Origin of the sequence: Roseovarius conchicola, assembly GCF_041403425.1 — a bacterium.
GTDB lineage: Bacteria > Pseudomonadota > Alphaproteobacteria > Rhodobacterales > Rhodobacteraceae > Roseovarius > Roseovarius conchicola.
This window is the reverse complement of the sequence record NZ_JBGEHK010000002.1, coordinates 681,956-702,290: the sequence shown is the minus strand read 5'-3', so window position 1 is coordinate 702,290 and position 20,335 is coordinate 681,956. Positions and strand designations below refer to the sequence as shown.

Genomic DNA, 20,335 nt, shown 5'->3' with positions numbered 1-20,335 from the left:
GCCGTGGCTCTTACGTGTTCCGGGTTTCTGTCTCATCTCCACTCCTTGGTGGTTACGATGGGCCAGAAACCCTCCCTTATCAAATCGCCCTAAACTGTCCCATCGACGCTGACGTCAGACAATCGTCCATGTCCACGGCGTCACCAACCCGCATCCCGACACTGTTTCAAGATTCGATCACCAAGACCAAAAAGTTAACGCAGATCCACTGGATGATTGCGTTCTCGCAAGGCGATCAGCCAGACTTATTGGCCTCGAGCCCTCTGGCTGGACGCTAGCTCACGCGCGAGATGTGAGGCTCCGGTTCTTTGAGACCGAGAACATCGCAAGAGCCTATACATTTTGCCGAGATCTATGTCGGGCCGGAAACTTACCAACATCAAAATTTCGGTCTATGATTCAACGAGCGGATCGCAAGAATATTTGGGCGTATGCCGACATCACAGACTGGGTCATACCCTACATATTGCTCTTGTTGGCTGACTTCGAAGCACGGCCAAAGAACAGCCCAGCCTACAAATTTCATTTTGTACTCAGTAAACCCAAATCCCAGGCGGTCAATTCGCTTTGGGAATCCAGGGAACCCTTCGCAATTTCAAAAATATTCTCTGAAAGTGGTCATGCTGTCAAAACTGATGACAATCCTTACCCTATCTCACAAGATGCATATTTGGAGAAGGCAGGAAGCTTCGAATGGATTTTGGAGAAAGGTTTGGTTTCCAACTTGAAGCCCCACCCTCGACGGCAAGCATAGAAGCGCTACTCCTTTGAACGCCCAACAATTCTCAATGGATAATCAAACGGCGGTCCTTCGGCTTGGTATTGCTTCGGATCAAGGCCTTCGATGCCATAAACGCTAAGTATTCGCATCTCTGCCCACCCATGCTGAGTACCGCTTTCACCCACATCAGATAGGGCATCGGGGTCAAAGGCTTCAATCATTGAAGCTAGTGCCTCCGTAGCGCCCTGAAAATCTGAGCGCTCGGCATATGCCTCATCAGAACGGCGAACAAAGCAAGGTTCAAACTGCGGATCAATTCGGGTCCAATAGTTAAATCGACGGAACAGTAGTCCTTCGTTTGAAGCGTTAACCAGCTTTGTGGACCAGACGAGAACAGAAATGTAATTCGGGGACCCAAATGGTCTTGATATGTGGCCATACCAAAATCTATCGCCATAGCGATCATCTGCATGTATCAGCGTGAGTAACTCGGAAGACCCTGTTGGACCGCGCTCACACACGAACACCTTGTTTCGCCCGAATAAACCCACATTGCATCTTCTGTTTGCGGCAAGGCAATCTAGGACGCGATGGCGAGCAAGTTCAACATTCATAACGCGTGACACCAAGCAAGGCAGCTCTGGCTTCCCCCAAAGGAAAGAAACCGTGTCGCAAAGGAACGATCACGTGTCATTTGTCATATTAAAAACAGTGGTGAGCCGTGCAGGATTCGAACCTGCGACCCACTGATTAAAAGTCAGTTGCTCTACCAACTGAGCTAACGGCCCACTAGGCGGCCTATCTAGAAAGAGCCGTCCATGCGGTCAACCCCGATTCTGCGCCAATTGCATAGGAATGCTGGATAAGTCGCAGCCAGCCAATTATATGCGACTTTATGAGCACGCATGCACATACCGGATTGCCCTTCATGAAGATGCATGGGCTGGGAAACGACTTTGTCGTGCTGGACGGGCGCGCGCGCGCCATCGAGGTCTCCCCCAAGCTGGCAATGGCCTTGGGGGATCGGCATCGTGGCATCGGGTTTGATCAGCTGGCCTTGATCGCGCCGGGCAAAGGCGATGCACATCTGACATTTTGGAACAGCGATGGCTCGACCTCGGGCGCATGCGGCAATGCCACCCGGTGCATCGCGCGCTATCTGATGGATGAGACGGGGCAGGATCACTTGCATCTGACCACCGAGCGGGGTGATCTTTATGCAAGGGACGCGGGCGGCGGCCTGACGTCGGTCAATATGGGCGCCCCACAGCTTGACTGGCAGGGCATTCCGCTTGCCGAAGCGATGGACACGTTGGAACTGCCTGTCGAGGGCGCACCAACCGCCACCGGCATGGGCAACCCGCATTGCACGTTTTTCGTCGAGGATGCTGAGGCGATCCCGCTGGAGCAATTTGGCCCGCGCTATGAACATCACCCGCTTTACCCCCAGCGCACCAATGTGCAGGTGGTTAGCGTGATTGGACCCGATCATCTGCGCATGCGGGTCTGGGAGCGTGGCGTTGGCATTACGCTGGCCTCAGGGTCATCCTCATGCGCCGTCGCTGTGGCGGCGGCGCGCCGGGGGCTAACCGGGCGCAAGGTGCAGATTGATCTTGATGGCGGCTCGATGCAGGTCGAGTGGCGCGAAGATGGCGTCTGGATGACGGGGGGTACCACCCATGTCTGTGACGGCGTGCTGACGCAGAGTTTTCTGGACGCGCTGACATGAACGCCGCCCCCAAGTTCACCACATTGGGCTGCCGTTTGAACGCCTATGAAACCGAAGCGATGAAAGAGCTGGCGGGCGCCGCCGGGCTGGACAATGCCGTGGTGGTCAACACCTGCGCTGTCACGGCCGAGGCGGTGCGCAAGGCCCGGCAGGAAATCCGCAGGCTGCGCCGTGATAACCCCGACGCTCGGCTGATTGTCACCGGATGCGCTGCCCAGACCGAACCCCAGACCTTTGCCGCGATGGACGAGGTCGACGCCGTGATCGGCAATACCGAAAAGATGCAGGCAGGCACATGGACCGGCCTTGCCGCCGATTTCGTAGGTCAAACCGAACGTGTGCAGGTAGATGACATCATGTCCGTCACCGAAACGGCGGGCCATCTGATCGACGGGTTCGGCACCCGCAGCCGTGCCTATGTGCAGGTGCAAAACGGATGTGATCACCGCTGTACCTTTTGCATCATCCCCTATGGCCGGGGCAATTCGCGATCCGTGCCTGCCGGTGTGGTGGTGGATCAGATCAAGCGCCTTGTTGGCACGGGCTATAACGAGGTGGTGTTGACCGGGGTCGATCTGACCTCGTGGGGGGCGGACCTGCCTGGCGCGCCACGCCTGGGTGATCTGGTCATGCGTATCCTGAAACTGGTGCCCGACCTGCCGCGCCTGCGGATCAGCTCGATCGATAGTATCGAGGTGGATGAGAACCTGATGCAGGCCATCGCAAGCGAACCGCGGCTGATGCCGCATTTGCACCTGTCGCTGCAGCATGGCGATGACCTGATTCTGAAACGGATGAAACGGCGCCATCTGCGCGATGATGCCATCCGCTTTGCCGAGGCGGCCCGCAAACATCGCCCCGATATGACCTTTGGTGCCGATATCATTGCCGGGTTTCCCACTGAAACCGACGCGCATTTTGAAAACTCACTGAAATTGGTGGAAGAGTGCGATCTGACCTGGCTGCATGTCTTTCCCTATTCCAAACGCGAAGGCACGCCCGCGGCCAAGATCCCCAATCAGGTGAATGGCAATGTGATCAAAGAACGCGCCGCGCGTCTGCGCGCTGCAGGTCGGGCGCAGGTTACACGCCATCTGGCACAGCAGATTGATCGCACCCATCACATCCTGATGGAAAATCCGCGCATGGGACGAACCGAGCAATTCACCGAAGTGATCTTTGACACGGATCAGCCTGAAAGCCAGATCGTCACCGCCCCGATCACTGGGATAAGCGGAACGCAATTGACGGCATGAGCCTGCCGGTCCTCTGGTCCTTCCGCCGTTGCCCCTACGCAATTCGCGCGCGGCTGGCTTTGGCTTCGTCTGGTGTTTCTGTTGAGCTACGCGAGGTGGTGCTGCGCGACAAGCCCGCCGCCTTTCTTGCCGCTTCGCCCAGCGCCACGGTGCCGTGTCTTGATACTGCGACAGGCGTGATTGACGAAAGCCTTGAAATCATGATCTGGGCCTTGCATCAGAACGATCCCGAGGGATGGCTGGACATGCCCGACACCGATCTGATCACCACCTGCGATGGGCCGTTCAAGACGGCGCTGGATCGCTATAAATATCCGACACGCTACACGGATGTTGACCCTGAACAGGCACGCGCTGCGGCCAGTGATTTTCTTGAGGTGCTGAACCAGAAGTTGGATGATGAGCCGTATCTTTTTGGGGCCTCACCCAAACTGGCCGATATGGCGATCCTGCCGTTTGTGCGCCAGTTCGCTCACGTGGACCTGAATTGGTTCGACGCCCAATCCTGGTCTGCTGTCATAGCGTGGCTTGGCCGGTTCAAAACATCGGGCAGGTTTGGCGCCATCATGGCAAAGTATCCCGCCTGGATGCCCGATGACATGCCCATCACCTTTCCCCAAAGCGTTGTGGCACAGGTTTCTTCTGGCCAGAAATATCCCGGGGGTTTGGGGGCTGGCCCCCAATCTGAAAAAAGCCCCGCCAATAAAGGCGGGGCATAGGTGTAGTGCCGTGGTGTCAGGCCACAGGCACCGGCGGTGTTCTTAATCTGGGTTAATTCGGGCGCTCGGCCATTTCGGCGCGGATTTGTTGGCGGAAGACGTCAATGGAAACCGGCTTGCCTTCGCGTTTGATGCACCAATAGGTCCAGCCATTGCAGCTGGGTGCGCCTTCAAGCGCCGCCCCGACCTGATGGATCGAGCCCTTTACGTCATCGCCAATCAACGTGCCATCGGCGCGGACCTTGGCCTTGTGACGGCCATTCATGCTCAGCAATTCTTCGCCCGGGCGCAACATGCCGCGTTCGATCAGTTGACCAAATGGCACGCGCGGTTCAGCGCGTTTGCTGGTCGAGACCTGCAGGGCTTCGCGGTCGTATTTGCGCACCTTCGCAAGACGTTTCTCGGCCACTTTGCGATAAGCAGCCTCGCGTTCGATACCGATGAAATCGCGACCCAGCATCTTGGCGACGGCGCCGGTGGTACCCGTGCCGAAGAATGGGTCCAGCACCACATCGCCGGGATTGGTTGTGCCAACCAGCACACGGTGCAGCAGGCTTTCGGGTTTTTGGGTGGGGTGCGCCTTGTCGCCTTGGTCATCTTTCAGGCGTTCATGGCCAGTACAGATCGGCAGAACCCAATCGCTGCGCATCTGAATGCCTTCGTTCAGCGATTTCAGCGCCTCGTAGTTGAACGTGTATTTGGCCCCTTCGTCCCGGCTGGCCCAGATCATTGTCTCATGGGCGTTGGTCAGGCGCTTGCCCCGGAAATTCGGCATCGGGTTGGATTTGCGCCACACCACATCGTTCAGAATCCAGAAACCCTGATCCTGCAAGCTGGCACCAACGCGGAAAATGTTGTGATAAGATCCGATCACCCAGATCGCGCCATTCGGTTTCAGCAGCCGACGTGCGGCGGCCAGCCAGGCGCTGGTGAACTCGTCATAGGCTTTGAAGCTGGAAAACTGGTCCCAGGCATCATCGACCGCATCGACCTGGCTATTATCGGGGCGATGCAGATCGCCTTTCAATTGCAGGTTATAGGGCGGGTCCGCGAAAATCAGGTCAATCGACGCCTCGGGAAGCGAATTCATCGCCTCGATGCAATCGCCACTCAGAATCGTATTCAAGGGGAGCGCAGCCACGCTCTTTTGCTTGGTCATCTTTAATATTCTGCCTCTGTCCCGGCACGTTGTCGTGCTCTGGTCGTTGAGGGCAGGATGATTCAAAGATGATTCGCCGTCAAATTCTTTTTTGAATCAGGAGGTTACCGATTTTCCTTGATACAAGATGTTGTGCACCGGTTTGAAGGATCGTCTATGGTGTGGGGTCACGCCCAGATTTTGAAGCGCAGCTTTGTGGCTTTTTGACGGATAGCCCGCATTCGTTTCCCAGCCATAGCCGGGGTAGTGTTGCGCCAAATCCCGCATAATCCGGTCGCGACATATTTTGGCCACAATTGAGGCCGCCGAAATCGACAAGGATCGCGCATCGCCCTTCACAATTGCTTCAGTTGATCCCGTCAGCCCACGCGGGATCATGTTGCCATCAATCAGCAGATGATCAGGCGCCTGAGGCAGCCCGGCTACCGCGCGCTCCATCGCCAGATGCGAGGCGCGCAGAATGTTGATATCGTCAATTTCTTCCACGCTGGCATGGGCAATAGAGACCTGCGCGCTGTCTATGATCTGCTTGGCCAGTACAGTACGGCGTTTGATCGAGAGCACTTTGGAATCGTTCAGCCCCTCGGGAATGTTGTCGGGATCAAGGATCACCGCAGCCGCCGTCACCGGACCGGCCAGCGGCCCGCGGCCCACCTCGTCCACACCGGCCACCAGCCGTGCGCCGCGCTTCATTACCGCCAGTTCAAAAGAGTAGTCAGGGCCATCCATACCTCTGCCTAATTGCAGTGTCGGCCAAATGCAAAGGGGACGCCCCTGTGGGACGCCCCCTCTGACTGCTCGGGCCTGTTCGTCGTTCTATTAGTTGCGCGCGACGCGGTAACCGTATTGGCGCAGGCAGCGACCCGTAAACAGTGTCACGCGGCGTTCCCGGGTACGGTCGCGGAAGCGAACAGCGCACTCACGTGGCAGGGACTGCACATTCACGTTGTTGCGCTTCAGGCATCCCTTGGCGAAGCCGCGGATTGTATTGCCTTGCAGATTTCTGGTCACCCGGCACCTGCCAGGCAGCAGATAGGGATCATGGGGCCGGACCGGGGTCACATGCCGCTTCTTGCGCTTCTTTTTCTTGTTCTCATTGATCGCAACACCAACGATGGCCAGCGCGGCCAGTGCGGCAACCCATTTGGCGGTGTCATCACTGCCCGCATGGGCGGGCTGGGCGTTAAGGCTGGTCACCGCAAGGGCGGCAGACAGAACCAGGGCGATAAATTTGCGGTGCATAACGGCATCCTTTCAAGGTTAGCTTGGTTGGGGTTGGCAAGCATCGCCGCACCCGATGACCAAGGATGGGTTGAAATGCAAAAGTCAGGCAATAACACCACCCCGTTATCGGATATCAGCCCTGCTAAAGCCGTTTGCACTCAGTCGGTTATTGAATAGCCGCCCAGATCAGCGCATGGTTTGCCCCATGACACGCTTTTTGATCCCCGTTCTGGCCGCCACCACCCTGCTGGCCGCCACCGCCCAGGCCCAAGCGGCCTGTTCCGCCGAATACAAAGCCAAGCGCGACAACCCGCTTGAGCTTTTTTATGATGTGGCGCAGGTCTCCGGCCCCTGCACGGTTGAAAACGCCACGGCCCAGTTGCAGACTATGTTGGCACGGCAGGGGCTGACTCTGCTGAAAGTATTGTCTGTCTCGGAAGGTTGAGCCCTTGGATCATCTGACTGCCACTGCCACCGAGGCCCGACGCTCGGGCAGCCGGGTGGTGATATTTGGCGTTGCTGCGATTGTGGTGATCCTGATCGTTACGGCGGTTTTCCTGTTTATCACCCTGCCCGATGCCAATGCCTTTAATGCGCGGGTCGAACGGATCTTTATCGAAAACGACGCGCTGACCACCGATGCCGAGATCAAGCTGCTGGAAATCCTCGCCCTGTCGGGCACGGCGTTTTCCGAAACCCTGATCAGCTATCGGATGGTCATTTTCGTACTTTTGGTATTTGCCACCGCCTTGCTGATATCGTCATTGGTGTTTCTGGTGATGCTGGTGGTTCTGAACCGCCGCATGGCCCAGATCGAGCGGGCAGGCATTCAGGTCAGCAGCCTGTTGATCAGCCGCGAGGAAAAGACCGTCTACCTCAATGACATGGGCTTCAAGCTGACCGATGCCGCGATGGAAACGCTGGCGGTGCTGGCCGAGGCCCGAATGGATGATGATGTTCTATCCGGTGCCGAGATCGAAGGCGTGATTTCAGGCCGCTCCGCGGCCGATTGTGACGAGGCGGCAGGGGCTACCCGGATCAAACGGCTGCGCGACGCGCTTGGCAACCAGATGGTGACCGAGTTGCTGGTCAAGAACATCGCCCGCAAGGGCTATGTGCTGGCCATCGACAAAGACGTGATCAAGGTCGCCTGATGTATCAGGCCCGCATGACGCAGTTTCAGGGCGAACTGGCAAAGGCCGGAATAGACGTGGCGCTGATCACTGATGATGACAATGTCTATTACCTGACCGGCTATTACGACTATCTGCATATGGAGTTTGGCCGCCCGACCATTCTGGTGGTGCCACAAAGCGGCCCGACATTGTTGATCACGCCGACGATTGATCTGGTTGCGGCCGAACATGCCGCGCGCGTTGACCGCATTGCCCCCTGGAATGACGGGGCCGGTCAAGAATGGCGGCAGGAATTGCCCGACGCGGTGCAAGGCCGGGTTGCCATTGAACCCGATCACATGCCGCCCATGGTACGCGCCTATGTGGATGGGCTGATTGCAGATCAGGACCCAGCCAGCGCCACGCCAATCCTGTCGCAGATGCGCATGATCAAGACCGAGAGCGAGCTGCAACTGGCCCGGCATGCCGGGCAGGTGGCCAGCGCGATGATGGCGGCCGGGCGCGCGGCGATTGGCGATGGCGTGGCCGAGTATGAGGTCGCACTGGCCACGTCTGCCGCGGGCACCCGCAAGGCAGCTGAGTTGTTGGCGTCGCATTATGACGATGCGGATATGTCGCCCAACACGCATTTCCTGCAAATCATGGCCTCGGGCCCCGAGATCACCAAGACCCATCACCGCGCCAGCACGCGCGTCATGCAGCGGGGCGAACCGGTGTTCCTGTGTTTCTGCGGGATGACCAATTTCCACCGTTTCAAGCTGGGGTTTGACCGCACCTTCTGGATCGGCGAAATCGCCGATCCCGCCCAGCGCGACGTATACGAAGTGGCTTTGGCCAGTCAGCGCGCGGCGCTGGATGCGTTGCGGCCCGGCGTAACGGCCGAAAGCGTCCATGCCGCCTATGCCAAGGTCATTCAGGGCGCGGGCTATGACTATCCGTTCCGCTGTGGCCGCGCGACCGGGTACAGCTTTCTGGAACATCCCCAGCTTGTCACCGGGGATACCACGATCCTGCAACCGGGCATGGTGCTGGCCGTCGATGGGTCGGTCTCAACCCGCAGCTTCCGGGCCCAAGTGGGGGACAGTTTTATCCTTACCGAAACCGGTTACGAGCCCATCACCGAGCATCCAAAGACGGTGGACGACCTGATCCTTTAGGCTGTCGCATCGCGGCTGTAGTCTTTGCATATCGCCGCCATTTTTCTTCCCTCAGAAGATGACCCGGTTTATCGCGTGAAGGGAGTCGCAACAGGCGCACGAGCGCGTGGCAATGGGGAACGTGGTGCCGCATATGACGGATGTCATGCTCAGCGCATTTGCTCCGACCGACACTCTGGTTGATCATTGCACGCTGGTTGGTGCGGGCGTATCCTATGACGTCATCAACCAAGCTGAGGTCTTTCTGCAGATTGCGAACCTGTTTGACGAAGATTACGAGAAAGCAGGTGGCTTTCACCACCCCCCGGCGCACCGTCTATCTGGGCCTTCATGCGAAGTACTGATCGCATAAAGCACTTTGCCAGGTGCGCTCTTATGGCGGGCGCAGTTTCCGCATGGGGTGCACCCCCTGCATGGTCTGAGGCTCCGTCCCGCGTGGTGTCGATCAATCTCTGCACCGACCAACTGGCGATGCTGCTTGCGGGCGAGGATCAGTTGCTCTCGGTATCGCGGATCGCGTTTGACCGGCATTCTTCGCCCATGGCCGACGAGGCCAAAAATTACATCAAGAATTACGGTCAGGCCGAAGAGATCTATATGCTGCAGCCTGATTTGGTGCTGGCAGGGGTCTTCACCCCCACCCATACGGTCAACATGCTGGAAAACCTTGGCATCCCGGTGATCCAGTTTGAAATCACATCCTCGATTGACGGGGTGCGCGATCAGATCGCGAAGATGGGCAACGCCTTGCATCGTCAGGAGGCCGCGGCGCAGATGATTGCCGACTTCGACGCCCGGCTTGCGGCGCTGAGCGTCGCGCCTGAAACCCGTCCCAGCGCCATGCTTTATTATGCCAACGGCTACACCTCGGGCGAACAGACCCTCGCCAATGAAATTCTCGAGCTGGCCGGGTTTCGCAATGCCGCGATCGAAGCAGGCTATAACTGGGGCATGAAAATGCCGCTTGAGATTCTCGCGCTCAGCGATCCTGATCTGGTGATCACCACCCGGCCCTATCCGGGCGGTTCGCGCGCCGAGGATGTTATGGCGCATCCGGCCGTGGAGGCCCTGAAAAGCACCCGGGCCACCACCGCGGTGACCGATCACGACTGGGTTTGCGGCACGCCCTTTGTGCTGCGCGCGGTTGAAAAGCTGGCCCAGACCCGGCGCGAGATAACCGGAGAGGCGCAATGACCCGCATCATGCTGCCCCTTGGCCTTGCCATTCTGGCGCTGTTTGCCGCCTCGCTGTTCATCGGCCCGGCGCGTATGGGTCTGAGCGAAAGTATCGCAGTTTTGCTTGAGGGCGGCGACAGCCCCATTGCACTGGTGATGCGCAAAATCCGCCTGCCCCGCGCCTTGTTGGCCGTGATGATCGGGGCCAGCCTTGGCCTTGCCGGGGCCGCGATGCAGGGCTATCTGCGCAACCCGTTGGCCGAACCAGGCTTGATCGGGGTGTCCGGATCAGCCGCCTTCGGCGCGGTGCTGTCCATCCAAACCGGACTGGCCGCGGGGTTCGCGCTGGCCTTGCCGTTCTCGGCCTTGGCAGGGGCGTTGTGTGGCGTGCTTCTTGTGATGCTACTGGCCGGGCCACGCGGGACGTCCCTGACACTGATCCTCGCCGGGATCGCCGTTTCGGCCCTCGCCGCAGCGCTGACCTCGCTGGTTCTGAACCTATCCCCCAACCCCTTTGCCGCCAGCGAGATCATCTTCTGGATGATGGGGTCGCTTGCCGACCGCTCGATGACCCATGTCTGGCTGGCCCTGCCATTAATGGTGACTGGCTGGCTTCTACTGGCGGGGCTGGGCAAGGGGCTTGATGCCCTGACATTGGGTGAAGATGCAGCGCAGGCCATGGGCATGCGGCTGGAGCGATTGCGCCTGATGCTGATCGTCGGCGTGGCCTGCGTCGTGGGTGCGGGCACAGCGGTGGCGGGTGCGATCGGCTTTGTCGGCCTTGTGGTGCCTCATATCCTGCGTCCCTTCGTGGGCGCACGGCCCTCGCGCCTGCTCTGGGCCTCGGCCCTTGGCGGGGCGGTCATGCTGTTGCTGACCGACATCGCCGTGCGACTGGTCCTGCCCGAACGGGATTTGAAACTCGGCGTTCTGACCGCACTTGTCGGTGCCCCTCTGTTTCTGCATCTGATCCTGAAACTCAGGAGAGAGCGGATATGAGCCTGCTGACCCTCACGGATTTCGCCATCACTTTGCGGGATCGCGATGTTCTTCGCGATGTAACACTCAGCATCGGAGAGGGCGAGTTTGTCGGCCTGATCGGCCCCAATGGTGCAGGCAAAACCACCTTGATGCGCGCGGCCCTGGGGCTAATCCCGGGCACAGGTGAAAGCTCGCTTCTGGCGCTGTCTGAACGTGAGCGCGCCAAGGCGGTAGCATGGATGCCGCAGGCCCGTGAAATCGCCTGGCCCGTGTCGGTCGAGACCGTCGTAATGCTGGGCCGCACACCGCATATGGCGGGGATGACTCCTTCGACCAAGGATCACGCACAGGTCGATGCCGCGCTGGACCAAATGGAACTGCAAGCGTTTCGACACCGCCCCGCCACCGAGTTGTCCGGGGGCGAGCAAGCCCGCGTTCTGATCGCACGGGCACTGGCGCAAGATACGCCCCTGCTGATGGCGGATGAGCCGATTGCCGGGCTGGACCCGGCACATCAGATTTCCACCATGCGGGCCTTTGCCACGCAGGCCGATCAGGGCAAATCTTCGCTGGTCTCGCTGCATGATCTGGGTCTGGCCGTGCGCCATTGCACGCGGCTGATCCTGCTGGGTGAGGGACGGATGATCGCCGATGGCCCCCCTGCCGAGGTGATGACACCCGAACGGCTCGCGCAGGTCTTTGGCATCACCGCATGGTACAAAGACACGGATCAGGGACCGGTCTATCAACCGCTTGAGGTAATCCGGTGAGCGCCCTGACCCTTGATCGACCATGGCTGGAGTTTGATCTGGGCGAAGAGATGCAAGTGCTCAGCTGGGCTTTGAACAGGCCGGGTTTTGTAACCGCCTCCCGTATCCTCTGGCGCGAGGTGCGCAATGGCGATCTGCCGCCCGACTTGGACGTGGGGTCATGGCTGACGAACGAATTACAGGCGCGGGATGCAACAGACGCCGTCACTCTCCTCACCTCGCGCGATGTCCGGCAGGTGCGCGAGCACTCCGTCACCATTGGAACCACCACTGCACATGCCGTTGCCACGACAGGCCTGTCCAACGCAGAATCCGTTGGCCATCGCGTCGACCGTAAAGGCAAGGATTGGGGAACGATCAATGTGGCCCTTCGGATTAGCACGCCACTCACCCAAGCCGCCCTGATCGAAGTAATGAGTATCGCGGTGCAGGCCCGCACCGCCGCCGTGATCGAAGTGGATCACACGCTGCCGACAGGCCGCGCCACGGGCACCGGTACGGATTGCGTGGCCGTCGCTGCCCCTGTTGGCACGACACAATTTGCCGGGCTCCACACCGAGATCGGCGAGGCGGCAGGCCGCGCTGTCTATACCACTGTGCTGGAAGGTGCGCGGGACTGGATGGCGACGGTTCGGCACAATGAGGGCGCGGCGTGACCCTCTGAGAAATACACTCAAAGGGTAACACGCCAAGCCTTGGTCAGATCGCCGCCTTCAGGCTTTCTTCCAGGTAAATCTCACGCAGGCGTTTGGCGACATTGCCCGGCGTGCCATCGCCCAGCGTGGAGCCGTCAATCTCAACCACCGGCATGACAAATGTGCTTGCCGAGGTGATAAACGCCTCATCCGCGCCCATCGCCTCGTCAATGGTAAAGTTGCGCTCTTCCACTTCCATCTGCGCCTCGGCAGCGCAGCGCAGAACGGCGGCACGGGTGATGCCGTGCAGGATGTCGTTGGACAGACCACGGGTGATGATCTTGTTGCCCTTCACGATGTAGGCGTTGTTCGAGGTGCCTTCGGTGACAAACCCGTCCTCGATCATCCACGCATCGTCGCACCCGGCCTTCTTGGCCATCATCTTGCCCATCGACGGGTAAAGCAGCTGTACGGTCTTGATATCGCGGCGGCCCCAGCGGACATCTTCGATGCTGATCACGCGGATGCCTTTTTCCGCCGCAGGACTGTTCGCCAGACCGGGCTTCGACTGGGTGAACAGAACCAGCGTCGGTTTTACCTCGGCCGGGTCGGGAAAGACGAAATCACGATCCGCAGCCGCACCACGGGTGACCTGCAGATAGATCATGCCATCGGTGATGTCGTTCACGCGCACCAGTTCGCGGTGAATCTCCAGCAGATCATCAAACGCCTCAGGCTTGGGCATATCCAATTCGTTCAGCGAGCGTTCCAGCCGTTTCAGATGCCCATCAAAGTCGATCAGCTTGGCACCCAGCACGCTGGTCACCTCATAGACCCCGTCGGCCATAAGGAAGGCCCGGTCAAAGATCGAAACCTTGGCTTCGGTTTCAGGCAGGTAGTCGCCATTTACGTAAGCGGTGCGCATCTTGATTATCCCCATAGTGCTGCTGACGGCGGGTGAATCCCGGCCGTATCAAATGTCAAAGGTTCATCACGGTCTTCGGCCAACAAAAGCGGGCCATCAAGGTCGGTCACCATTGCACCCTGTGCAACCAATGTGGCCGGTGCCATCGCCAATGAGCTGCCCACCATGCAGCCCACCATCACCTTATAGCCCTCGGCCAGCGCTGCGCGGCGCAATTCGAGCGCCTCGGTCAACCCACCGGTCTTGTCCAGCTTGATGTTCACCACATCATATTTGTCCTTCAGCTTGGGCAGACTGCTGCGGTCATGCGCGCTTTCATCGGCACAAACGGGCACGGGCCGCTCCATCCCGATCAGCGCATCATCCTCGGCCGCAGGCAAAGGCTGTTCCACCAGCGCCACGCCAAGACGCACAAGATGCGGGGCCAGATCAGTATAGACCTCAGCACTCCAGCCTTCATTCGCATCCACGATAATGGTCGATTTGGGCGCTCCGGCGCGCACGGCCTCAAGCCGGGGCATGTCATTCGGCGTGCCCAGCTTGATCTTCAACAGCGGGCGAAACGAGTTCTCAGCCGCCTGCGCCTGCATCTTGTCGGGTGTATCCAGCGATAGGGTATAGGCCGTGATCTCGGGACCCGGTTGAGGCAGGTCCGCCAGTTCCCAGGCACGTTTGCCGGATTGCTTTGCTTCCAGATCCCACAGGGCGCAATCCACGGCATTACGTGCGGCCCCGGCAGGTAGCAGATCGTAAAGAGCTGCGCGGGTGATCGTCTCGGGCAGCCCTTCAATCTCGGCCGTCACACTGTCCAATGTCTCGTCATAGCGCGCATAGGGTACGCATTCGCCCCAGCCGGTCACGCCGCCATCGTTGATCTTGACGGTCAGCACCTTGGCTTCGGTCCGTGATCCGCGGCTGATGGTAAAAACCTGCGCCAGTTTGAAGACATCACGCGTCACCGAGATTTGCACAAGGCCTCTCCTTCATCTTGCCAGAAATACTCAAACAGCAACGCCCGCAACGGGGCGCCGCCATAAGATCAGATTGCTGCCAGCGCGTCGACCAGCTTGTCCGAGCCAAAGCGGTAAGGGTCGGTCGCGGGCAGGTTCATATCGGCCTCGACCTTCTCAAGATAGGCCTTGGCGTCGGCCTCGCTCATATGCTGGGTGTTGATCGAGATACCGGCCACCACGCAGGCCGGGTTGGCAACCTGCGCAATCGGCAGGGCGGTATCGCGCAGTTGCTCAAGCGAGGGCAGTTTGTAACCCGGCAGACCGCGCATATGATCGCGGGTTGGTTCGTGCGCTAGGATCAGCGCATCGGGTTGCCCGCCATGGATCAGCGCCATGGTCACACCGGAATAGCTGACGTGGAACAGGCTGCCCTGCCCCTCGATCAGGTCCCAGTGATCCGGATCATTGTCGGGGGTCAGATACTCAACCGAGCCTGCCATGAAGTCGGCAATCACCGCGTCCAGCGGCACACCGTGACCGGTGATAAGGATGCCGGTCTGGCCCGTTGCGCGGAAGGTGGCCTTCATGCCCCGCGCAACCATGTCTCGCTCCATCGCCATGGCGGTGTACATTTTGCCAACCGAACAATCGGTGCCGACGGCGAGGCAACGTTTGCCGGTCCGTTTGACACCATTGGCGATCGGATAGCCGACCGATGGAACACGCACATCATGCAGCGTCCCGCCATGGGTCTGCGACGCAGCGGTCAGATCGCCTTCGTCGCGCAGCAGGTTATGCAGGCCCGAAGCAAGGTCATATTCCATATTCAGTGCTTCGATCAGCACCTCTTTCCAGGCATCGGAAATCACGCCACCCCGGTTGGCCACGCCGATCACAAGTGTTTTGGCCCCCATTTCCTTGGCTTCAGCCAAAGTCAGGTCCTTCAGACCCAGATCGGCACCACAGCCCGGAAGACGGATTTGACCCAAGGCATATTCGGGTCGCCAGTCGCGGATACCAATGGCCACTTTGGCGGCCAGCATGTCGGGCGCATCGCCCAGAAACAGCAGATAAGGTGATTCAATCATAGCGCAGCCTCCCAGGCGGAATCAGGTTCAAGGCAGTGTCCGATATTCCATTTGCGAAATCTTGCGGGAATACGCCACTCAAACCGTCATACGTCGAATTTTCTTCGCCATTATTGCGATATTGAGCACGATATTTCTACGAACTGCGCGTTTCTTGATCATCTTCGGCCAGCACTTCGGCCTGCAACACGCCGGGTTGCGCTATGCCAAGCACACCCATGGCCTGCGCGGCGCCCGTGTCTTCGATCACATCACCCCGCAAGCGCCGGGCCGCCCCCAGCAGTGCCACGCCAACACCCACGACAATCAGCAGGAACAGCAACCCGCGCCCATCAGCCAGCCGGATCATATTCGGCCCGATCAACATCCCGAACACTTGCCCAAGCTGCAGCAGAAACGCCAGCGTGCCGCTGGCCGGAACGATCTGTCCGGGGCTGAGCTGATCATTGGCGTGCGCCGCGAGGATGGAATAGATCGGCAGGGTACAGCCTGCCACAACCGCAAACCCGATGATGATGACAATGGGTGTAGGCATCACCGCAATGGCCATCGCGATGATCGCCGACATGACCGAAAGGCAGATCACCACAACCCGCCGATCCGTATTATCCGACCACCAGCCAACGGGATATTGCACCGCCGCCGCCGCGATCATAGCAATCACCAATACGCCCGAGGCCTGCGCCTCGCTAAACCCTTGCTGCAATGCGTAAAGAGGCAGGCTGATGAACCAGGCCGATACGCCGAACGCCATGATCACAATCCCGACAACAGCCATCGGCGAGACGCGGTAAAGACGTCGCACCGGCATCCGTTCTGGCACCTCATAATCAGGGGCGCGGTTGTTCGACAACAACAGCGGCACAATCGCAACGGACAGCATGATCGAACTGACCCCGAACAACATGTTTCCTGTCGGGTCCGGCAAGGCCACCATCGCCGTGCCCAGCGCCGGACCCGCTGTCTGGATGATGAAATAGATTGATAAAACCTGCGCGCGGATTCGGTTGACCGTCTTGGCGTTCAGCCAGCTTTCGGTGATCACGTAGAGCCCCGGGAAGCAGAACCCCGCCAGAAGGCGCATCATCGACCAACTGACAGGGTCACTGGTCAGCAGGTGGGCAATGGCCGCCACCGATACCATCGAGGCCAGCGCCGAAAACACCCGGATATGCCCAACCTTGGCGATCAGCCTGGGTGTCAGGATCGTACCCGCTAGCGCGCCAAGCGGATAGCAGGCCTGCATGATTGAGATCTCCAAGTCGGAAAAGCCAAGCGCATTGCCCCGAATGGTCAGCAATGTAACCAACAACCCGTTGGCCACCATCAACAAACCCATGCCCAGAAAAAGGGCCCAGTTATCCAGAAGCGCGCGTTTCATGCGGCTACGCTGTCATGCCGTCTTGGGCCGGGTCGCGTTTGTTTGCGGCATGGCGGTCGTTTCCGGCCTACTCCTGCGATGCTGCGCGCACCTCCTCAGCCATCCGTTCCAATACAGCTGCAACGGAAATCAGCCTGGCCACGAGCGAGGCCTCGATGGTTCCGACCAAATGAAAGGCGGTGGCCTCAACAACCGACGAACAGCGCGTGAGTATCGCGCATCTCTCACTTGTCGTCATGTCGGCCAATGCGCCAAGATACGCGCGCGCAGGATCATCTTTTGTCATGTCAGCACCATTTACTATCCTCACCCCGACGCGGTGACCCCTCGCCTTGCGGAGGGTTTTGCAGTCCTGGGGATAGGCCTCACATATCGACCGAGGCCGGTAACCGCACCACGTCGGGGCTTGAGTTCTGTTTTAGAAACGCACGGCAAGACTGTCTGTCACGCAGTTGCGCTACATCCCGCCGGCTGGTTCATATCGCACAACGCCCGATCCGATGCCCTTGATCGCCGCTGTCGTGCGATCATTAACCCCCAGCTTGTCAAAGATGCGACGGGTCAGCGTGTCCACCGTGTGGCGCGACACGCCCAGGATATCTCCGATCACGGAATTGCTTTTTCCCTTGGCAATCCACTCCAGAATCTCGCGTTCGCGTGGCGATAGCTCGACCTTCACGGCAGGTTCATCCGCGGTCAGCTCGCAATAGCGAAGATGCGAGAACTGGGCCGCGCATTGCAGCTCGAACACCGTCTCGGGATCAAGCTGTTTTATCCCCTCATCAAAGCCGAGGCCGACATAAGCATTGCGCAGATTGGGGCCAAAAACCTGCATGGCAAGGCCGTCACCCACCCCGGCGCGGGCCATTTCGTTCAGATAGTCCTGTTGTGCCTCGGACAGGTGCATCAGCTTGGGGACCTCCGACCACAGAAAGGGCTGCGTTCTGGTCAAGGTCAGCGCCGGGATCGGGTCAACACGGACCAGATCGGCCTGGATGTAGTGACACACCCAGTCTTCGGGAAATCCGGCGGCAGCCACGCCTTTTTCTTTGTGATCTGGCCCACGCCCTATATCGGTGTGATAACTTATCTTGCCGATGCCGCGCGTTTTGTAAAACCCAACCGCCAAGGCCCAAAGCGCAGGCAAATCATCGTCGCTGCGGCAACTGTCGATAAAATCAGAAAGAGACTGCGCTTTACTCATATGGGTTTCGGGGCCTCAACACTGGCATGATTTATCCTGTCGCAGAGCAATGCGATGCTGCAAGTGCAAAATCGCCTTGCGGGCCTGCGCGTAATTTACTACCGATCTGCGCAAGTCTTCCGCAATTTCCTTATCCAAAGGTGATGTCTCATGAGCTTCCGTCTGCAACCGCCCGCCCCTGCCCGCCCTAACCGCTGCCAGCTGTTTGGCCCCGGCTCGAACACCAAGCTGTTTGAAAAGATGGCGGCCAGTGCAGCAGATGTGATCAATATCGACCTTGAGGACTCGGTGGCACCCACCGACAAGGATATCGCCCGCGCCAATACGATTGAGGCGATCAACACCGTTGACTGGGGCAATAAATATCTCAGCGTGCGGATCAATGGCCTCGACACCGGCTGGTGGTATCGCGACGTGGTCGACCTGCTGGAACAGGCCGGGGACCGGCTGGACCAGATCATGATCCCGAAAGTGGGCTGTGCCGGTGATATCTACGCCGTTGACGCCCTGGTCACTGCAATTGAGCGCGCCAAGGGCCGCACCAAGCCGATCAGTTTTGAGGTCATCATCGAAAGTGCCGCCGGCATTGCCCATGTCGAAGAAATCGCCGCCGCCAGCCCCCGTATGCAGGCGATGAGCCTGGGGGCCGCTGATTTCGCCGCCTCGATGGGTATGGCCACCACCGGCATCGGCGGGACGCAGGAAAACTATTACATGCACCGCGAGGGCGAAAAGTACTGGTCCGATCCGTGGCACTGGGCGCAGGCCGCTATCGTCGCCGCCTGCCGCACCCATGGCATCCTGCCGGTCGATGGCCCGTTTGGCGATTTCTCGGACGATGAAGGTTTCCGCGCACAGGCGCTGCGCTCGGCCACGCTGGGCATGGTCGGCAAATGGGCAATCCACCCCAAGCAAATCGCATTGGCCAATGAAGTGTTCACACCCTCAGAAGAGGCTGTGACCGAGGCGCGTGAAATCCTTGCCGCGATGGAAGAGGCCAAAGCCCGTGGCGAAGGCGCGACGACCTATAAGGGCCGTCTGGTCGACATTGCCTCGATCAAACAGGCCGAGGTGATCGTGAAACAAGCCGAGATGATCGCCGGCGGCTGATCTGAATTCAGGGGCGTGAAGTGATCACGCCCCTTTTTTCATATGTGCGATCATCCGTATCGAGCGTCGGACAATCGTCGCGAGCGTTCCAATCGCCACAACCCACAAGGCAACCGGCAAGATCGCCGGGGTGCCGCCCCAAAACCCTTCAAAACACGCCAGAACCGCAACACCCGTGATCAGCGCCATGCGGTGTGGCTTGGCCATTGGGCCGCAGAAATCATTCTCGCCCGTGCTGGCGCGGCCCAATTCACGCACATATGCCGCGCCAATGGCCAGCGCCGCGGCGGCCCAGCCCAGCTCGGGCAGGCCAAGACCATAGCCCAACCCGACAAAGATCAGCAGATCTGACACCCGGTCCGGGACTTCGTTCCAGAACGGCCCGTCGGGCGCGCCCTTCCCAGCCTCCATCGCGACCATGCCATCCAGCAGGTTGCAGATCAGGCGCAGCTGGCAAAACAGCGCCGCCAGCACCAAAAGGATCACACGGCCCACGCCCTGCCCCCCGGCCCCAACGAAAAACGCAAGGCCCGCCAAAGCGGCAAAGACCATACTGGCGATCGAGATTTGATTGGGCGACACATCCCGCGCCGCAAGACGGCGGGTCAGCGCATTGGCCCAACCGGTCTCGCGGCTGGCAATCGGACGGCGGTCGGTCATTAGCGTCTCCACATGATCAGATTGTAGGTGATGGCGTAGGTCGCCGCGACAGAAAACGGCACCGAGATGGTGCGCAATATCTCAGGCGTTTGAGCCAGCCAATGAGCGCTAACCAGCAGGCACAACGATCCGGTGCATGCGATCAGCGGCGGCAACCACCAGCCCTTTGCGCGGGGCAGGCCTGCGCGCAGGGCGTCCAAGGTGCGTTTCAGCGCATAGGTGATGGCACCCGACAAACTGCCCTGTACCAACGCCGCCAGCACAGGTTTCGGCATCGGATGCCCCCAATTGGCATAAAGCGCCCAGCTGCCCATCAACAGGAACGCAAACGCCACATGAACAACCGCCATCC

General features: G+C 59.3%; 25 protein-coding genes and 1 tRNA gene. 13 read left to right on the top strand and 13 right to left on the bottom strand.

Annotated features, from left to right (window positions below; translation table 11 throughout):
• The coding region (locus V6N02_RS09285) for a hypothetical protein (protein ID WP_371225265.1) at positions 1-278 on the top strand (278 nt) is incomplete at its 5' end.
• A gap of 481 nt (positions 279-759) precedes the next feature.
• On the opposite strand, the gene V6N02_RS09280 is transcribed toward V6N02_RS09285, so the two are convergent.
• Complete coding sequence (locus V6N02_RS09280; RefSeq protein WP_371225264.1) at positions 760-1,335, bottom strand: hypothetical protein; 576 nt, start codon at positions 1,333-1,335, stop codon at positions 760-762.
• A 98-nt stretch (positions 1,336-1,433) separates the two neighbouring features.
• Positions 1,434-1,509 (bottom strand) — tRNA-Lys (locus V6N02_RS09275).
• Between the two features lie 107 nt (positions 1,510-1,616).
• Between V6N02_RS09275 and dapF the strand changes: the two genes are divergently transcribed.
• From dapF to V6N02_RS09260, 3 genes are read left to right on the top strand one after another with little or no spacing between them, the layout of a single operon-like run.
• Complete coding sequence (gene dapF, locus V6N02_RS09270) at positions 1,617-2,450, top strand: diaminopimelate epimerase (protein ID WP_371225263.1); 834 nt, start codon at positions 1,617-1,619, stop codon at positions 2,448-2,450.
• A complete protein-coding gene (mtaB, locus tag V6N02_RS09265; RefSeq protein ID WP_371225262.1) occupies positions 2,447-3,706 on the top strand; it encodes a tRNA (N(6)-L-threonylcarbamoyladenosine(37)-C(2))-methylthiotransferase MtaB in 1,260 nt (419 codons plus the stop codon). The genes dapF and mtaB overlap by 4 nt, the downstream gene beginning before the upstream one ends.
• Positions 3,703-4,425 (top strand): glutathione S-transferase, encoded by a 723-nt coding sequence (locus V6N02_RS09260; protein ID WP_371225261.1) that lies wholly within the window; start codon positions 3,703-3,705, stop codon positions 4,423-4,425. Before mtaB ends, V6N02_RS09260 begins: the two co-directional genes overlap by 4 nt.
• A gap of 52 nt (positions 4,426-4,477) precedes the next feature.
• Here the strand turns inward: V6N02_RS09260 and V6N02_RS09255 are convergent, their stop codons facing one another.
• The 3 genes from V6N02_RS09255 to V6N02_RS09245 all read right to left on the bottom strand — a co-directional run bounded on the left by V6N02_RS09255 (position 4,478) and on the right by V6N02_RS09245 (position 6,826).
• Complete coding sequence (locus V6N02_RS09255; protein ID WP_371225260.1) at positions 4,478-5,584, bottom strand: site-specific DNA-methyltransferase; 1,107 nt, start codon at positions 5,582-5,584, stop codon at positions 4,478-4,480.
• Between the two features lie 96 nt (positions 5,585-5,680).
• A complete protein-coding gene (locus V6N02_RS09250) occupies positions 5,681-6,313 on the bottom strand; it encodes a ribonuclease HII (protein ID WP_371225259.1) in 633 nt (210 codons plus the stop codon).
• Between the two features lie 90 nt (positions 6,314-6,403).
• Positions 6,404-6,826, bottom strand: a complete 423-nt coding sequence (locus V6N02_RS09245) for a hypothetical protein (RefSeq protein WP_371225258.1) — start codon at positions 6,824-6,826, stop codon at positions 6,404-6,406.
• Positions 6,827-7,013: 187 nt separating this feature from the next.
• On the opposite strand from V6N02_RS09245, the gene V6N02_RS09240 reads away from it, so the two are divergent.
• From V6N02_RS09240 to V6N02_RS09205, 8 genes are all read left to right on the top strand, one after another.
• The gene (locus V6N02_RS09240; protein WP_371225257.1) at positions 7,014-7,253 is read left to right on the top strand and encodes a hypothetical protein; all 240 of its coding nucleotides are present in this window, start codon (positions 7,014-7,016) and stop codon (positions 7,251-7,253) included.
• A 4-nt stretch (positions 7,254-7,257) separates the two neighbouring features.
• Positions 7,258-7,962, top strand: coding sequence for a winged helix-turn-helix domain-containing protein (locus V6N02_RS09235; RefSeq protein ID WP_371225256.1), 705 nt, complete (start codon positions 7,258-7,260; stop codon positions 7,960-7,962).
• Positions 7,962-9,101 carry a M24 family metallopeptidase gene (locus tag V6N02_RS09230; protein ID WP_371225255.1) on the top strand — a complete coding sequence of 380 codons (1,140 nt, stop codon included), beginning with the start codon at positions 7,962-7,964 and terminating at the stop codon, positions 9,099-9,101. The genes V6N02_RS09235 and V6N02_RS09230 overlap by 1 nt, the downstream gene beginning before the upstream one ends.
• 133 nt (positions 9,102-9,234) lie before the next feature.
• Entirely contained in the window at positions 9,235-9,453 is a 219-nt protein-coding gene (locus V6N02_RS09225; RefSeq protein ID WP_371225254.1) for a hypothetical protein, read from the top strand.
• Between the two features lie 23 nt (positions 9,454-9,476).
• A complete protein-coding gene (locus tag V6N02_RS09220) occupies positions 9,477-10,295 on the top strand; it encodes an ABC transporter substrate-binding protein (RefSeq protein ID WP_371225253.1) in 819 nt (272 codons plus the stop codon).
• Positions 10,292-11,275 (top strand): FecCD family ABC transporter permease, encoded by a 984-nt coding sequence (locus V6N02_RS09215; protein ID WP_371225252.1) that lies wholly within the window; start codon positions 10,292-10,294, stop codon positions 11,273-11,275. Before V6N02_RS09220 ends, V6N02_RS09215 begins: the two co-directional genes overlap by 4 nt.
• The gene (locus tag V6N02_RS09210; protein ID WP_371225250.1) at positions 11,272-12,027 is read left to right on the top strand and encodes an ABC transporter ATP-binding protein; all 756 of its coding nucleotides are present in this window, start codon (positions 11,272-11,274) and stop codon (positions 12,025-12,027) included. Before V6N02_RS09215 ends, V6N02_RS09210 begins: the two co-directional genes overlap by 4 nt.
• The gene (locus tag V6N02_RS09205) at positions 12,024-12,683 is read left to right on the top strand and encodes an adenosylcobinamide amidohydrolase (protein WP_371225249.1); all 660 of its coding nucleotides are present in this window, start codon (positions 12,024-12,026) and stop codon (positions 12,681-12,683) included. The genes V6N02_RS09210 and V6N02_RS09205 overlap by 4 nt, the downstream gene beginning before the upstream one ends.
• A gap of 43 nt (positions 12,684-12,726) precedes the next feature.
• Here V6N02_RS09205 and V6N02_RS09200 read toward each other — a convergent pair whose 3' ends face one another.
• The 6 genes from V6N02_RS09200 to V6N02_RS09175 form a co-directional block, all read right to left on the bottom strand.
• Entirely contained in the window at positions 12,727-13,587 is an 861-nt protein-coding gene (locus V6N02_RS09200) for a D-amino-acid transaminase (RefSeq protein ID WP_371225248.1), read from the bottom strand.
• A 5-nt stretch (positions 13,588-13,592) separates the two neighbouring features.
• The gene (gene dgcA / locus V6N02_RS09195) at positions 13,593-14,558 is read right to left on the bottom strand and encodes an N-acetyl-D-Glu racemase DgcA (protein WP_371225247.1); all 966 of its coding nucleotides are present in this window, start codon (positions 14,556-14,558) and stop codon (positions 13,593-13,595) included.
• A 68-nt stretch (positions 14,559-14,626) separates the two neighbouring features.
• Complete coding sequence (dgcN, locus tag V6N02_RS09190; protein WP_371225246.1) at positions 14,627-15,628, bottom strand: N-acetyltransferase DgcN; 1,002 nt, start codon at positions 15,626-15,628, stop codon at positions 14,627-14,629.
• Positions 15,629-15,764: 136 nt separating this feature from the next.
• Positions 15,765-17,009: an MFS transporter gene (locus V6N02_RS09185; RefSeq protein ID WP_371225245.1), complete on the bottom strand. Its 1,245-nt coding sequence runs from the start codon at positions 17,007-17,009 to the stop codon at positions 15,765-15,767.
• Positions 17,010-17,076: 67 nt separating this feature from the next.
• Positions 17,077-17,295: a hypothetical protein gene (locus tag V6N02_RS09180; protein ID WP_371225244.1), complete on the bottom strand. Its 219-nt coding sequence runs from the start codon at positions 17,293-17,295 to the stop codon at positions 17,077-17,079.
• Between the two features lie 171 nt (positions 17,296-17,466).
• Entirely contained in the window at positions 17,467-18,213 is a 747-nt protein-coding gene (locus V6N02_RS09175) for a helix-turn-helix transcriptional regulator (RefSeq protein ID WP_371225242.1), read from the bottom strand.
• Positions 18,214-18,363: 150 nt separating this feature from the next.
• Between V6N02_RS09175 and V6N02_RS09170 the strand changes: the two genes are divergently transcribed.
• Positions 18,364-19,323 (top strand): L-malyl-CoA/beta-methylmalyl-CoA lyase, encoded by a 960-nt coding sequence (locus V6N02_RS09170; RefSeq protein WP_371225241.1) that lies wholly within the window; start codon positions 18,364-18,366, stop codon positions 19,321-19,323.
• 24 nt (positions 19,324-19,347) lie between these two features.
• On the opposite strand, the gene V6N02_RS09165 is transcribed toward V6N02_RS09170, so the two are convergent.
• Both V6N02_RS09165 and V6N02_RS09160 read right to left on the bottom strand, forming a co-directional pair.
• Positions 19,348-19,983, bottom strand: coding sequence for a CDP-alcohol phosphatidyltransferase family protein (locus V6N02_RS09165; protein ID WP_371225240.1), 636 nt, complete (start codon positions 19,981-19,983; stop codon positions 19,348-19,350).
• The gene (locus V6N02_RS09160) at positions 19,983-20,333 is read right to left on the bottom strand and encodes a hypothetical protein (protein ID WP_371225239.1); all 351 of its coding nucleotides are present in this window, start codon (positions 20,331-20,333) and stop codon (positions 19,983-19,985) included. The genes V6N02_RS09165 and V6N02_RS09160 overlap by 1 nt, the downstream gene beginning before the upstream one ends.
• Positions 20,334-20,335 lie beyond the last annotated feature (2 nt).